Consider the following 15236-nt stretch of genomic DNA (forward strand, 5'->3'; position numbering starts at 1 on the left):
GACGACGGCGGAATGTGGAGCGCCTGCCTCTTCCCTGCACTAATTCGTCGGCAGCGGGACCTGGTCGTCGATCAGGGCGTCGAGCGTTGCCTTGACGTCGACCTTGGCGTCGACGACGCCCGCCTGCTGGAGCGCGAGGCCGGCCGCGAGGATGGATTCGCGCTGGGGCACGCCGATGCGGCTGTGGGTCAGCTCGGTGCGCTCCTTGAGCTGCTTGTCGACGACCGCCTCGGGCAGTTTCGTGACCGCGATGAAGGTCTTCTTCAGCTCGTCGTAATTCGCCAGCGAATATTTTCGCGCTTCCTCATAGACCGCGAGGACGCGGCGGGCGACCTCCGGATGGTCCTTCAGAAACTGCTCGCGCACATTGAGGATGCCCCAGGTGTTGGCGTCGGCCTTGCGGTAGAACAGCTTGGCACCCTCCTCGACCTCGGCCTGCGCCATCATTGGATCGAGGCCGGCCCAGGCATCGACGTCGCCGCGGATCAGCGCGGTCTTGCCGTCGGCGTGCTGCAGCAACACCGGCGTGATGTCCTTCTCGGTGAGGCCGGCGCTGAGCAGCGCGCGCACCAGGAAGATGTGCGGATCGGTGCCGCGCGTGACCGCGACGCGCTTGCCCTTGAGGTCGGCAATACCAGCGATCTTGGAGTCCTTGCCCGTGACCAGCGCGGTCCATTCAGGGCGCGAATAGACGTAGATCGACTTGATCGGGTTGCCGTTGATGCGGGCGACCAGCGCCGCCGAGCCGGCGGTCGAGCCGAAATCGATCGAGCCGGCGTTGAGGAATTCGAGCGCCTTGTTGGAGCCCGCCGACTGCACCCAAGTGACGGTGATGCCGTCCTTGGCGAACTCCTTCTCCAGCAGCCCCTTCTGCTTCAGCACCATCGACACCGGATTGTAGGTGGCCCAATCGATGCGGATTTCCTTGAGTGGATCGGCGGCCCGCGCCGCAGGGGTCACGGCAAGAGCCACAGCTCCCGCCAGCAGAATGCGTCGTGTAATCCTGGTCATGCCCAGCCTCCTGAAAAACTTTATTGTTTTCCAATGAGTTATATATGGAAATCAACGAGAAAATCCGACCCTCGAAAGCGGGATGGCTGAGAACAGATTTGCCCGAAGCCGGACTTTTCCAGCATGGAACGACTATTGCCAGAGAATGGCGGGTGACAGCGCCGGTCGCCTCTTATATCCGGTGAGACATGGACAGCGTCGCGACCGAGCAGAAGCCACAGACGGATGACCGCTTCGACACCGCGCGGATCACCGCCGCGGTCGACGCCCTCGCTGAAAAGCACGAGGGCCGCGAGGACGCGTTCCGCACTGCCGTGGCGCAACTGCTTAAGGCCGAGCTGATCGCGGCGCGCGCCGCGGCACAGGCGATCCTGTTGAAGGACCGTCACGGCCGCCGCTGCGCCGAGCGGCTGTGCCACGTGCAGGACGAGATCATCCGCATCCTGTATTCGGCTGCGACCCGCCACCTCTACCGTTCGCCGATCCCGAGCGGCGCCGAGCGCATGGCGGTGGTGGCGACCGGCGGCTATGGCCGCGGCCTGATGGCTCCCGAGTCCGACATCGATCTCTTGTTCATCCTGCCCTACAAGCAGACCGCCTGGGGCGAGCAGGTCGCCGAGGCCATCCTTTATTGCCTCTGGGACATGGGGCTGAAGGTCGGCCACGCCACGCGCTCGGTCGATGAATCGATCCGCCAGGCGCGCGGCGACATGACGATCCGCACCGCAATCCTGGAGACGCGCTTCCTCACCGGCGACAAGCCGCTCTATGACGAATTGGTCGAGCGCTTCGATAAGGAGGTGGTGCAGGGCACCGCGTCCGAATTCGTCACCGCAAAGCTCGCCGAGCGCGAGGAGCGGCACCGCCGCGGCGGCCAGTCGCGCTATCTGGTCGAGCCCAACGTCAAGGACGGCAAGGGTGCCCTGCGCGACCTGCATACGCTGTTCTGGATCGCGAAGTACGTCTATCGCGTCCGCGACACCGACGAGCTGGTCGAGCGCGGCGTGTTCGACGCCCAGGAATATCGCAGCTTCCGCCGCTGCGCCGACTTCCTCTGGTCGGTGCGCTGCAATCTGCACTTCTATTCCGGCCGCGCCGAGGAGCGCCTCTCCTTCGACCTCCAGCGCGAGATCGCGATCCGGCTCGGCTACACCTCGCATCCCGGCATGCAGGACGTCGAGCGCTTCATGAAGCACTACTTCCTGGTCGCCAAGGAAGTCGGCAACCTCACCGCCATCCTCTGCGCCAAGCTCGAGGACCAGCAGGCCAAGCCCGCGCCGGTGCTGAGCCGGATGATGGCGCGGCTGCGGCCCAGCACCGTGAAGCGGCGCGTCCCCGACAGCGACGACTTCATCGTCGACAACAACCGCATCAACGTCGCCGCGCCCGACGTCTTCAAGCACGATCCGGTCAATTTGATCCGCATCTTCCGCCTGGCGCAGAAGAACAATCTCGCCTTCCATCCGGATGCGATGCGCGACGTGACGCGCTCGCTCGGCCTGATCAACGCGCAGCTGCGCGAGAATCCCGAGGCCAACCGGCTGTTCATGGAGATCCTGACCTCGAACGGCGCCGAGACCGTGCTGCGGCGGATGAACGAGACCGGCGTGCTCGGCCATTTCATCCGCGCCTTCGGCAAGATCGTCTCGATGATGCAGTTCAACATGTATCATCACTATACCGTCGACGAGCACCTGATCCGCTGCATCGGCTTCCTCCAGGACATCGAGCGCGGCGGCATCGAGGAGTTCGCGCTCGCCAGCGACCTGATGCGCAAGACGCGGCCCGAGCACCGCGCGGTGATCTACATCGCAACGCTGCTGCACGACGTCGCCAAGGGCCGGCCCGAGGATCACTCGATCGCCGGTGCCAAGGTCGCGCGCCGGCTGTGCCCGCGGCTCGGCTTCAGCCCGGCCGATACCGAGCTCGTGGCCTGGCTGATCGAGGAGCATCTGACGATGTCCACGGTCGCGCAGTCGCGCGACCTCTCCGATCGCAAGACCATCGAGAATTTCGCCGCCGTGGTGCAGTCGGTCGAGCAGATGAAGCTGCTGACGATCCTCACCACCGCCGACATCCGCGGCGTCGGCCCCGGCGTGTGGAACGGCTGGAAGGCGCAGCTCTTGCGCTCTCTTTATTATGAGACCGAGCCGGTGCTGACCGGCGGCTTCTCGGAGGTCGATCGCGGCAAGCGCCTCGCGGCCGCCTACGCCGAATTCCGCATGGCTTTTGCCGAATGGCCGGAGGACGAGCTCGACGCCTATATCGGCCGGCACTATCCGGCCTATTGGCTCAAGGTCGAGCTGCCGCGCAAGATCCGCCACGCCCGCTTCGTCCGCTCCAGCGAACAGGCCGGCCACAAGCTCGCGATCAATGTCGGATTCGACGAGGTGCGCGGCGTCACCGAGCTGACGATCTTCGCCGCCGACCATCCCTGGCTGCTGTCGATCATCGCCGGCGCCTGCGCCTCGGCCGGCGCCAACATCGTCGACGCCCAGATCTACACCACGACCGACGGCCGCGCGCTCGACACCATCTCGATCTCCCGGGAATACGACCGCGACGAGGATGAGGGACGGCGCGCCACGCGCATCGGCGAGATGATCGAGGACGTGCTGGAGGGCAAACTGCGCCTGCCCGAAGTGGTGGCGCGGCGCACGGTCCGTAGCAAGGCGAAGCCCTTCGTGATCGAGCCGGAAGTGACCATCAACAACCAATGGTCCGACCGCTACACCGTGATCGAGGTCTCCGGGCTCGACCGACCCGGCCTGCTCTACGAGCTGACCACGGCGATCTCGAAGCTCAACCTCAACATCGCCTCGGCCCATGTCGCGACCTTCGGCGAGCGCGCCCGCGACGTGTTCTACGTCACCGATCTCCTGGGCGCACAGATCAACGCCCCGACGCGCCAGGCCGCGATCAAGAGCGCGCTGACCCATGTGATGGCCGGCGACAAGGCGGTGCAGCCGGCGGCGTGAGGCGGGCGGAAGGTCCCGCAAGAACTATCTCCTCTCGTCATTCCGGGATGGCCCGAAGGGCCAGGCCCGGAATCCATAACCACGACTGGTGGATATGGATTCCGGGCTCGCGCTTCGCGCGCCCCGGAATGACGCTGGGGAGAGATCTAAATCTCCACGCCCTCATGCCGCAGCAGCCATCGCTTGCGCTCCAAGCCGCCGCCGTATTTCACCAGCGAGCCATCCGCGCCGATCAGACGATGGCAGGGCAGCACCACGCTGATCGGATTGGAGCCGTTGGCATGGCCGACGGCGCGAATCGCTTTGGGCATGTCGATCCTTGCGGCGAGCGCGCCGTAGCTCATCGTGGTGCCGGCGGGATCTGCGCGAGCGCGGTCCAGACCTTCTGCTGGAACGGCGTGCCGGCGATACGCCATGCGATGCCCGCGAGCTGACTGAGTTCGCCGTCGAAATAGCGCGACAGCGCAGTCCGCATCCCCGTCGGTGCCGGCCGATCGCGCAGCTCCACCGCTCCGTGATGCAGGCGCAGCAGCTCACGCATGCGATGCTCGTAATCGTCCCAATCGAGCGCGCGCAGGTGGCCCTCGGCATCGGTGATCAGCAGCGCGATCCCGATTGGCGTCGACAGACGATCGAGTCCGAAGCTGACGGAGGATTTCGCTGATCGCGCGGGCATGACGGCACCATTGCATCGAAACATGCCATCGCGTTTGCCACGCCGACCGTGCTAACGTCCACCCGAAAGCTGACGCTTTGGCGGAGCTCAACTTGAATCTGATCGCCAATCTTCTGGTGGCGCTGGTCGCCGCGCTGCATGGCTTTTTCCTGATCCTGGAGATGTTTCTCTGGGACAAGCCGCTGGGCCTGAAGGTGTTTCGCAACACGCCCGAGAAGGCCGAGATCACGAAAGTGCTGGCCGCCAATCAAGGCCTTTATAACGGCTTCCTCGCCGCCGGCCTGATCTGGGGCCTGGTCCACGGCAATCCGGCCTTCGCATTCCAGATCAAGGTGTTCTTCCTGCTTTGCGTGATCGTGGCTGGCGCTTATGGCGCCGCGACCGTCAGCTCGCGCATCCTGATGGTGCAGGCGCTGCCGGCAGCGATCGCGTTGGCGGCATTGTTCCTGACCTAAGACGGTTTGACGCTACGGCGCAGCGTCGCGCTCCTTGCGCGGAGCTGTACCTTCCTCCACAATCTTCAGCAGCGATGGCGACCGTTGCAATCGACGGGAAAAGACCATCGGCCGGAAATTCCGTCAGGAGGAACATCCCAATATGAATAATCGTAGAGCCTTCCTAGCTGCCACGGCAGCGCTCGCCGTCACGTTTTCGGCCAGCCAAGCCCTCGCCCAGAAGAAATACGACACCGGGGCGACCGACACCGAGATCAAGATCGGCCAGACCGTGCCGTTCTCCGGCGCCTATTCCGTCTATGCCAACATCGGCAAGACCCAGGCCGCCTATTTCAGGATGATCAACGATCAGGGCGGCATCAACGGCCGCAAGATCAATCTGATCCAGTATGACGATGCCTATTCGCCGCCGAAGACGGTCGAGCAGGTGCGCAAGCTGGTCGAAGGCGATGAGGTGCTGTTCACCTTCCAGCTGATCGGAACCGCGGCCAACGCCGCCGTGCAGAAATATCTCAACGGCAAGAAGGTGCCGCAGCTGTTGGCCTCGACTGGCGCGGCGCGCTTCAACGATCCCCAGAACTATCCCTGGACCATCGCCTACAATCCCAACTACGTGTCCGAGGGACGAATCTACGCAAAATACATTCTCGCCAATCACCCCAACGCCAAGATCGGCGTGCTCTACCAGAACGACGACATGGGCCGCGACTATCTCGCGGGCCTCAAGAGCGGCCTCGGCGACAAGGCCAACATGATCGTCGGCGAAGTCTCCTACGAGGTTACCGACCCCACGGTGGATTCGCAGGTCGTGAAGCTGAAGTCGATGGGTGTCGACGTGTTCTTCGATGCCTCGACGCCGAAGTTTGCGGCACAGGCGATCAAGAAGCTCGCCGACCTCGGCTGGACGCCGGTGCACATCCTCGACATCAATGCGAGCCCGATCTCGGCAACGCTGAAGCCGGCCGGCCTCGAGATCTCCAAGGGCATCATCTCGACGCAATATGGCAAGGAGCCCAGCGATCCGCAGTGGAAGGACGATCCCGGCGTGAAGGCCTTCTTCGCCTTCATGGACAAGTATTTCCCGGAAGGCGACAAGCTCAACACGGTCAACACCTATGCCTATTCGGTGGCCGAGCTGCTGGTCCAGGTGCTGAAGCAATGCGGCGACGACCTGACGCGTGAGAACATCATGAGGCAGGTCGCCAACATCAAGGACTTCACTCCGAGCTTCGCCCTGCCCGGCATCAAGATCAACACCGGGCCGAACGACTACCGCGTCAACAAGCAGATGCAGATGATGAAGTTCAACGGCGAACGCTGGGAGCTGTTCGGACCGATCATCGAGGACTCGGGCCCGTCGGGTTAGACCAGGCCAGAACGCATCTGCCTCGACGACGTCATGCCCGGGCTTGTCCCGGGCATCTACGTTTTGGAGCAAGCAAAGGAAGGCGTGGATGGCCGGGTCATAGGCGAGCGGAAGCGACGCCGTCCTTCGGACGGCTATGCCCGGCCATGACGATGGACGGAGATTCGCCTCATGACGTTCAGGACGGTATCTCGCCAAAATTCTTGCCGACCGGCAATACGGCATGCCGGATCAGCCGCGAATCCTCCACCGCGGCCTGGCGGTGCTTCACCGCCTCGCGATAGACGGGATCGCGGATCATCTCGACGAAGGCGGCAACGCTGGGATATTCGGCGATGAAGCAATGGTCCCAGCGCTCGTCCTGCGGGCCGATCAGCATCAGCTCGAATCGGCCTTGCCAGACGATGCGGCCGCCGAGGCGCTCGAACACCGGGCCGCTTTCGCGGCCATACGCCGCATAGGCTTCCGCGCCGCTCGCCTTGCGGCCATCGGGGTAGGCCGCCTCGTTGCGCAGGCGCACCAGATTGAGCATGTGGATCGGTCCGGGGCGGTCCTTCTCCCGGAACTGCGCGAAGATCTCCTTGGTCGGATCGATATGGCCCATGGGCGTTCCCTCGTTCTTGTGGCCGCGATCCTAGCTTCGCCGCCGCGGATGCGGAACTGCGGCGGCCGAATGCCTCACCTCCTAATCGCGCGTTAACGCCGGGGTAACCCGGCCTTAAACAGCGACCGCTAGCGTGCGGCGGGGCGGGCTGACCGGACGTTTTGCGTATGGCGTGGGGAAAGAAAATGGGTGGGCGGAAAGAGCCGCTGTTCGGCTTGCCCGCGGCGCTTTCCGATCTGCGTCTGACCGCAGCGGACCGCGTCCCCGGCGGCGAAGACAAGCCGAAGAAAACAGCGAAATCATCCGCCAAGCGCAAGAGCGAGGATGCCGGCGACGAGCCGCCGCGCGAGCGCAAGGCGCAGGCCAGCCGCAGCGGTGCGAAACGCCGCGCGAAGACGGCCGGCGGCTTCGGCCTCGGCCGCCTGGTCTATTGGGGCGCGGTGCTGAGCCTGTGGGGCGTGATCGCCGTGATCGGCGTCGTGATCTATGTCGGCGCCCATCTGCCGCCGATCCAGTCGCTGGAAATTCCCAAGCGCCCGCCGACGATCCAGATCGTCGGCATCGACGGCAGCATGCTGGCGCAGCGCGGCGAGATGGCCGGCGCCAATGTCGCCCTGAAGGACTTGCCGCCATATCTGCCCAAGGCGTTCATCGCCATCGAGGACCGCCGCTTCTATTCGCATTACGGCATCGACCCGGTCGGCATCCTACGCGCCCTCGTCACCAACGTGCTCCATCGCGGCGTGTCGCAGGGCGGCTCGACTCTGACGCAGCAGCTCGCCAAAAACCTGTTCCTGACCCAGGAGCGCACCATGCAGCGCAAGCTGCAGGAGGTGGAGCTCGCGATCTGGCTGGAGCGCAAGCATTCCAAGAACGAGATTTTGGAGCTCTACCTCAATCGCGTCTATTTCGGCTCCGGCGCCTATGGCGTCGAAGCTGCGGCGCAGCGTTATTTCGGCAAGTCGGCGAAGAACGTGACGGTCGCGGAAGCGGCGATGCTCGCCGGCCTCGTCAAGTCGCCGTCGCGCCTTGCACCGAACCGCAATCCGGAAGGCGCAGAGGCGCGCGCGCAGCTCGTGCTCGCCGCCATGGCGGATGCCAAATTCATCACGGATGAGCAGGCCAAGGCTTCGATCGGCCATCCCTCCTACAACGTCAAGCCGGTCGGCGCCGGCACGATCAACTATGTCGCCGATTGGATCGGCGAGGTGCTGGACGACCTGGTCGGCCAGATCGACGAAAGCATCAAGGTCGAGACCACCATCGATCCCAAGCTGCAGAGCTTGGCGGAAGCCGCCATCATCGACGAGCTCGCGGCCAAGAGCGTGAAGTTCAACGTCAGCCAGGGCGCGCTGGTCGCCATGACGCCCGACGGCGCCGTGCGCGCCATGGTCGGCGGGCGGAACTATTCGGAGAGCCAGTACAATCGCGCGGTCACCGCAAAGCGCCAGCCGGGGTCCTCGTTCAAGCCATTCGTGTATCTCACCGCGCTCGAGCAGGGCCTGACGCCCGACACGATGCGCCAGGACGCGCCGATCGAGGTCAAGGGCTGGCGGCCCGAGAACTACACCCACGAATATTTCGGCTCGGTGACCCTGACACAGGCGCTGGCGATGTCGCTCAATACCGTCGCGATCCGCCTCGGCCTCGAGGTCGGGCCGAAGAACGTGGTGCGGACCGCACACCGGCTCGGCATTTCCTCCAAGCTCGAGCCCAACGCCTCGATTGCGCTCGGCACCTCCGAAGTCTCCGTGGTCGAACTGGTCGGCGCCTATGCGCCGTTCGCCAATGGTGGCCTCGCGGTGGCGCCGCATGTCGTCACGCGGATCAGGACGCTCAGCGGCAAGCTGCTCTACATGCGCCAGCCGGAGGAGCGCAATCAGGTCGTCGATCCCCGCTATGTCGGCATGATGAATGCGATGATGCGGGAGACGCTGATTTCAGGCACCGCCAAGAAGGCGGAGATTCCGGGCTGGCCAGCGGCCGGCAAGACCGGCACCAGCCAGGATTATCGCGACGCCTGGTTCATCGGCTACACCGCCAACCTCGTCACCGGCGTCTGGCTCGGCAATGACGACAACTCGCCGACCAAGAAGGCCACCGGTGGTGGCCTGCCTGTGGAAGTCTGGACGCGCTTCATGAAGACGGCGCACGAAGGCGTGCCGGTGGCGGCGTTGCCGAGCACATCAGGTGGCTGGGGCCTGTCGAACCTCGCGCAGGCGGCCTCGCAGGTGTCACCGCCCACGGCGATCGCACCGGCTCCGTCTAACAATGGCGGCTATCGCCCGCCGCCACCGACGCGCGCCAATGTCCGGCCTGAGGCTGCCGCAGGGCTCGACGGCTGGCTGATGGACCGGCTGTTTGGCGGAAACCGATAGCTTCGGGGCGAGGTTATTGGGGCCTCATAACAAAAGCTGCGAAAACAACCCCATGCACAGTAGCCGGCGCTAGCAAAATCAACAGCTTGCGGAGACAGCACTGCGGGGTTGAAGCTCGCGCTGCCAGGCCGCCGTCATTCCCCGCGAAGGTGGGAATCCAGTACGCCGCGGCTTCTCGGCTAAGAACCACTGTCTCTGGAATACTGGATCGCCCGCCTTCGCGGGCGATGACAGTGTGTGCTGGGCTGGCATCCGTTATCGCGCCGAAGCTTCGGCAGGTCCTGCCTATCGCGGCAGGTTTGACCGGTGCAGCAGCTCCTTGAGAGCAAAAACATCAGTCTCTTCAAGCTCGCATCAGCGGCCCGAGATTTGCTCTCAAGTTGAGCAAGTGCCAGGGGAGCGTCCCATGATTTCAAGTCTATCCAGCGCGGCGTTGCCTCATCTGCGTCCCGCATCGTCCGCTTCAAACGCATCGTCGGGTCTCAACCCGGTGGTTTCAGAGGCGACAGGGACGATGGACGCGGCGGTCAGCAACTTCCGGGTTGACGTCTCCCAAGTGAAGCCGCTGCAAACAGCGAAGCCGATATCCGTGGCGGATCATCCGGTCCTGCGCGATCTGATGGCAATGAACTGGCTGAGGACTCACGACGCGGCCACAACTCAGCCGGTCGTCTCGGACGACGCGCCTCAAAACACCTACGCGCAGGTGAAGGTCGACGGCGAGGTGGTTGCTACGGTTTACAACGGCGGCTCCTCGGCGATGACCAACGCGGCGGCCGGAAAGATCGGCAAGCTCGAGGATCCTCCTGGCCTGGTTGGACCCGACCTGGCACAGTGGCGAGCCGACAATTACGCTCGGCTCCTCGGCGGCACCGTCGAGAAGGCGCCCACCGCCATCACGCAATCGCAGTGGACGCCGCGCGAAAGCACGTCCACGACTTACAGCCGCGAACAGCTCGACGCGGCCTTCCAGGCCATGCTGGCGGAGAGCCAGAACGCCATCGCGCAGCGCCAATCGTCATATCTGGCGTCACGCAAACAGCCGGGGACGAGTGCGGATCTCAGTGCGTGAGCGTTGGAACGAGGATACGCATCGCGGCATGAGGACGCCGCCTCATTCTCAGCTGTCATTCCCCGCGAAGGCGGGGAATCCAGTACGCCGCGGCCATTCAGATGAACAATAACTGTCTCTGGAATACTGGATCGCCCGCTTTCGCGGGCGAAGACAGCCTCGGAAGAGGCGAGAGCGAGGCCTAATCCTCGACCCCGTACCGGTGCAGATCATTGCCGTACGTGTCGAGCCACTTCTTGGCGCGTTCCATCGAGGGGCAGATCTTGCCGCAGACGCGCCAGAATCGGTGCGAGTGGTTCATCTCGACGAGATGAGCGACCTCGTGCGCGGCGAGGTAGTCGAGCACGAAGGGCGGCGCGAGGATCAGGCGCCAGGAGAAGGACAGCGAGCCGGCTGAGGTGCAGGAGCCCCAGCGGCTGGACTGGTCGCGGATCGAGAGACGCTTGACGCGAACGCCGAGCTCGGCGGCGTAGCTTTCCGCCGAGCGCTGCAGGTCGCGGCGCGCTTCGCGCTTGAGGAAGTCGCTGACGCGGCGATCGACATGCTCGAGCCCACCGGCAACGCAGAGAATGCGTTCACCGCTGTCGCGCATCTCGGTCCAGACCGTGCCGCGGGTACCTGCGCGATGAACGATGCGATGGGGCGTGCCGCGCAGCGGTATCACCGTGCCCGGCTGGAACGGCGCCGCCTTCGGCAAGCGGCCGAGGCGCGCGGCGATCCACGCACCGTGACGCTGCGCAAAGTCCTTTGCTTCGGCGAGCGTGCCGCGGGGCGGCATGGTCAGGATGGCTTCGCGATCGCTCGGATGGATTCTGAGCGTGTAGCGGCGCGCGCGTCTGTGCCGACGCAAGCGGATCGCAAAAAACTGCGATCCATGGGTGATGACAAGGGTCTTCGGTTCGTGGGGCCGACGATAAAGGAGTGCGCGGGTGGCCATGTCTGTCAGTCCGGGGGGCAGGAGAGCGCCCGGATTCTGCCATAACCGCCGCCAAGGGAAGCGCTCGGCGCAAAAACAAATCATTTGCCCAATATACAGCGGTCAGGCGTCCGGGAGACCCTACAGACTGGGGTTGGAACCGGCTTTTTTCGCCCCCGTTGGATGCATGCGGCACCCCCAAGAGGTGAGTCGTGACTCACTCCTATAAAGCTACCTGAATACCGCGAATCTCGCGGGAACTTGATCCCCCGGAGCCCTCGAAAAGCGCCCCGGATTTTCGACGGGAAAGCCGAAAACGCGATTATTCGGCCGCGAGCGCCTGCAACGAAGCCGGATTTGCAGCCGAAACCATGAAGTCATGGATGCGAGGCACGATTTCGGACTTGAAACGCGAGCCGTTGAACACGCCGTAATGTCCGACGCCCTTCTGGACGTAATGAACGCGGCGATGATCGGGGATCGAGCTGCACAATGCGTGCGTTGCTTCGGTCTGACCGAGACCGGAGATGTCGTCGTTCTCGCCTTCGACCGTCATCAACGCGACGCGCGTGACCTTGGAGGGATCGACGCGTGTTCCGCGATGGGTCATCTCGCCCTTCGGCAGCGAGTGCTTCACGAACACGGTGTCGACGGTCTGGAGGTAATACTCGGCGGAGAGGTCCATCACCGCGAGATATTCGTCGTAGAATTCACGATGCTTGTCGACCAGGTCGCCGTCGCCCTTCACCAGATTGGCAAAGAGCTGCTTGTGGGCGTCCATGTGCCGGTCGAGATTCATGCTGATGAAGCCGTTGAGCTGCAGGAATCCCGGATAAACGTCGCGCATCATGCCCGGATGCGGGAACGGCACCTTGGTGATGACGTGATTGCGGAACCAGTCAATACCGCGCTCCTGGGCGAGATTGTTCACCGCGGTCGGATTGCGGCGGGTATCGATCGGGCCACCCATCAGCGTCATCGAGGTCGGCACGAAGGGATCGCGCCGCGCCTCCATGATCGAGACCGCGGCAACGACGGGCACCGAGGGCTGGCATACCGCCATGACGTGGGTGTTGCCGCCGAGGACGTGCAGCATCTCGATGACGTAGTCGATGTAATCGTCGAGATCGAAGCGGCCGTCGCTGAGCGGCACCATGCGGGCGTCGGCCCAATCGGTGATGTAGACCTCATGCGCGGGCAGGAATGCTTCCACCGTGCCCCGGAGCAGCGTCGCATAATGGCCGGACATCGGCGCCACGATCAGCACGCGCGGCTGCGGGCTGCGCAGGGGGCGAGCGAATTTGCGATCAAAATAGAGCAGCCGGCAGAACGGCTTTTCCCAGACCGAGCGGATCTCGACGGGGACGCGGATGCCGTTGACCTCGGTGTCGTGGAGGCCCCATTCCGGCTTGCCGTAGCGGCGCGTGGTGCGCTCGAACAATTCGCAGGCCGCGGCGACCGACTTGCCGACCTCGGTGCGCGCCCAGGGATTGAGGGGATTCTGAAACAGGAGCCTGGTCGCGTCCGTAACCGCACGTGCCGGATTGAGAGAGGCCTGAGCCATCTCGTACATCCAGTACATCGGCGTCGTCAGAACCGGACTGCCTTCTGCAGCCAGGGGCGGCGCGCCGCCAAACTCACCAATAGGCATCGTTATATTCCTCTTCGCATCGCAACATACTGCCGAATGCGCAATATTGCGTCAATGCATGGTTCCGTACATCTACGTAAGCAGAACGGCAAAAACCGCCTGAATCCACGGGAAAGTGACGTTATTCCCCGCCCGAGAGCAGCGAGCCGTGGCGCTTGGCGCTGCGCAAAAGGGCAAGGAATGCTGCAAAAGATGCAGCCAGGAGGGCCGCGTTGATCACCAACGCCTCCAGCATCAGATCGGTCCTGAAGGTCTGCTCGATCAGCAGCGCACGCATGCCCTCGAACGCATAGGTCGGCGGCAACGCCCACGCGACGTATTGCAGCCAGACCGGCAGCACGCTGACGGGATAGTAGACGCAGGCGAGCGGCAGGATCGCGAACATCAAGGTCCAGACGATGCTCTCGGCACCTAAGCCGTTTCGCAGCACGAGGCCCGAGACGAAGATGCCGACCGACCAGCTGGTGAAGATCAGATTGCAGAAGAACGCGATCAGCGGCAGGCCGAGGGCATAGACATTGAAGTGGAACATGAACAGCGCGAGTAGGGTCATCGGGATGATCCCGATCGCAAGCCGGATCAGGCTCATGACCATCAGCGACAGCAGAAACTCGATCGGCTTGAGCGGGCTCATCATGAGATTGCCGATATTGCGCGCCCACATCTCCTCCAGGAACGAGATGGAAAAGCCGAGCTGCCCGCGGAACAGGATGTCCCAGAGGATGACGGCGCCGATCAGCGTGCCGCCGGCGCGCGCGAAGAAATTGGCGTTCTCGGCGATGTAGGCCTGCAGGAAGCCCCAGGTGATGACCTGCAACGCCGGCCAGTACAGCAGCTCGAGCAGCCGCGGCCAGGACGACATCAGGAGGTACCAATAGCGCAGGATCATCGCACCGATGCGATGGATGGAGATGCCGCGGCGGAGGGAGATGTCGGTCATCGCGGTCCCCTGTAGCTCGGATGAGCGAAGCGACATCCGGGACTTTGCCGGCAACTGTCCCGGGTATCGCGGAGCCTGTCATCGGGCGGCGCTTCGCGCCGACCCGTTGGCTCACCCGGGCTACGGCAGTAGCTGCGCAGTCTAACCACGTCGTCATTGCGAGGAGCTCGCGACAAAATTGCAAAGCAATTTTGCGCTGATGCGACGAAGCAATCCAGAATCCCTCCGTGGAACGATTCTGGATTGCTTCGCTGCGCTCGCAATGACGAAAGGAGCAGCCACGGTTTCCTCACCGCACCGCCTCCTTCGCACCGTTCACGCGGCCGCGTGCGACGTCGAGAAACACTTCCTCCAGCGTGGTGCGATTGTAGCGGGCCATGATGGCCTCTGGCGTGTCGTCGTCCTCGATGCGGCCGCGCTTCATGATGATGACGCGGTCGCAGAGCCGCTCGACCTCAAGCATGTTGTGCGAGGCGAGGAGGATGGTGGCGTCGTGCTGCTTGCGGTACCGCTCCAGATGCGCGCGCACCCAGTCGGCGGTGTCAGGATCGAGCGAGGCGGTCGGCTCGTCGAGCAAGAGCAGTTCGGGCTGGTTGATCAGCGCTTTCGCCAGCGCGACGCGGGTCTTCTGCCCGGCGGAGAGCTTGCCGTTGGCGCGATCGATGAAATCGGTGAGGTCGAGATCCTCGGCGAGCTCCGCGATGCGGCCTGCGAGGTTCTTCACCGCATAGAGTTTGCCGAACACGGTGAGGTTCTGCCGCACCGTCAGCCGCATCGGCATGTCGACATAGGGGCTCTCGAAATTCATCCGCCCCAGCACGGAGGCGCTCTCCTCCGGCATACGATGCCCGAGCACCTCGACGCGGCCGGAGGTCGGCAGCACCAGGCCCATGATCATCGCGATGGTCGTGGTCTTGCCGGCGCCGTTGCCGCCGAGCAGCCCGGTGATGCTGCCGCGCGGAAGCGAAAAGGAGATATCGTCGACGGCGCGGGTCTGCTTGTAGACCTTGACGAGATGATCGACCGCGATCGCCGCGGAAGGATTGCGATCCGCGACAGTCGGCCGACTTGAAGCCTTGTCATTCTCGGTCATGCTGGCCGTTCTTCTGCTATTGCAGCCGATAGCGCAAGGCTTGTAATCCAGGGTGGTTCCGCAAGCCCAGTGTTTGTGAATGAGAAGGCACCGCCC

General features: G+C 63.8%; 11 protein-coding genes and 1 pseudogene. 5 read left to right on the forward strand and 7 right to left on the reverse strand.

All coding sequences use genetic code 11. The annotated features are described in order from the left end of the window. Positions 1 to 39 precede the first annotated feature (39 nt). Complete coding sequence (locus LPJ38_RS02930) at positions 40 to 1011, reverse strand: aliphatic sulfonate ABC transporter substrate-binding protein (RefSeq protein ID WP_167520600.1); 972 nt, start codon at positions 1009 to 1011, stop codon at positions 40 to 42. Between the two features lie 188 nt (positions 1012 to 1199). Between LPJ38_RS02930 and LPJ38_RS02935 the strand changes: the two genes are divergently transcribed. After that, positions 1200 to 3989: a [protein-PII] uridylyltransferase gene (locus LPJ38_RS02935; protein WP_145638403.1), complete on the forward strand. Its 2790-nt coding sequence runs from the start codon at positions 1200 to 1202 to the stop codon at positions 3987 to 3989. Positions 3990 to 4135: 146 nt separating this feature from the next. On the opposite strand, the pseudogene LPJ38_RS02940 reads toward LPJ38_RS02935, so the two are convergent. Further along, positions 4136 to 4665, reverse strand: a pseudogene (locus LPJ38_RS02940) (methylated-DNA--[protein]-cysteine S-methyltransferase). Between the two features lie 98 nt (positions 4666 to 4763). Here LPJ38_RS02940 and LPJ38_RS02945 point away from each other — a divergent pair. Together LPJ38_RS02945 and LPJ38_RS02950 are read left to right on the forward strand one after the other, a co-directional pair. After that, the gene (locus LPJ38_RS02945; protein WP_208750584.1) at positions 4764 to 5120 is read left to right on the forward strand and encodes a DUF1304 domain-containing protein; all 357 of its coding nucleotides are present in this window, start codon (positions 4764 to 4766) and stop codon (positions 5118 to 5120) included. A gap of 142 nt (positions 5121 to 5262) precedes the next feature. Next, on the forward strand, positions 5263 to 6486 hold the full coding sequence (locus tag LPJ38_RS02950) for an ABC transporter substrate-binding protein (protein ID WP_145638401.1): 1224 nt from the start codon (positions 5263 to 5265) through the stop codon (positions 6484 to 6486). Positions 6487 to 6664: 178 nt separating this feature from the next. Here the strand turns inward: LPJ38_RS02950 and LPJ38_RS02955 are convergent, their stop codons facing one another. Further along, positions 6665 to 7090, reverse strand: coding sequence for a DUF1330 domain-containing protein (locus LPJ38_RS02955; protein ID WP_145638399.1), 426 nt, complete (start codon positions 7088 to 7090; stop codon positions 6665 to 6667). Between the two features lie 167 nt (positions 7091 to 7257). Between LPJ38_RS02955 and LPJ38_RS02960 the strand changes: the two genes are divergently transcribed. Together LPJ38_RS02960 and LPJ38_RS02965 are read left to right on the forward strand one after the other, a co-directional pair. Then, the gene (locus LPJ38_RS02960) at positions 7258 to 9468 is read left to right on the forward strand and encodes a transglycosylase domain-containing protein (protein ID WP_145638397.1); all 2211 of its coding nucleotides are present in this window, start codon (positions 7258 to 7260) and stop codon (positions 9466 to 9468) included. Between the two features lie 406 nt (positions 9469 to 9874). Then, entirely contained in the window at positions 9875 to 10540 is a 666-nt protein-coding gene (locus LPJ38_RS02965; RefSeq protein ID WP_145638395.1) for a hypothetical protein, read from the forward strand. 181 nt (positions 10541 to 10721) lie between these two features. On the opposite strand, the gene LPJ38_RS02970 is transcribed toward LPJ38_RS02965, so the two are convergent. From LPJ38_RS02970 to LPJ38_RS02985, 4 genes are all read right to left on the reverse strand, one after another. After that, positions 10722 to 11561 carry a M48 family metallopeptidase gene (locus LPJ38_RS02970; RefSeq protein WP_145638394.1) on the reverse strand — a complete coding sequence of 280 codons (840 nt, stop codon included), beginning with the start codon at positions 11559 to 11561 and terminating at the stop codon, positions 10722 to 10724. Between the two features lie 217 nt (positions 11562 to 11778). Continuing rightward, a complete protein-coding gene (locus tag LPJ38_RS02975) occupies positions 11779 to 13107 on the reverse strand; it encodes a polyhydroxyalkanoate depolymerase (RefSeq protein ID WP_145638392.1) in 1329 nt (442 codons plus the stop codon). A 121-nt stretch (positions 13108 to 13228) separates the two neighbouring features. Then, the gene (locus LPJ38_RS02980; RefSeq protein ID WP_145638390.1) at positions 13229 to 14047 is read right to left on the reverse strand and encodes an ABC transporter permease; all 819 of its coding nucleotides are present in this window, start codon (positions 14045 to 14047) and stop codon (positions 13229 to 13231) included. A gap of 289 nt (positions 14048 to 14336) precedes the next feature. After that, entirely contained in the window at positions 14337 to 15140 is an 804-nt protein-coding gene (locus tag LPJ38_RS02985; protein ID WP_145638388.1) for an ABC transporter ATP-binding protein, read from the reverse strand. Between the last annotated feature and the right edge of the window lie 96 nt (positions 15141 to 15236).

The organism is Bradyrhizobium daqingense, from assembly GCF_021044685.1.
In the GTDB taxonomy this organism is placed as follows: domain Bacteria; phylum Pseudomonadota; class Alphaproteobacteria; order Rhizobiales; family Xanthobacteraceae; genus Bradyrhizobium; species Bradyrhizobium daqingense.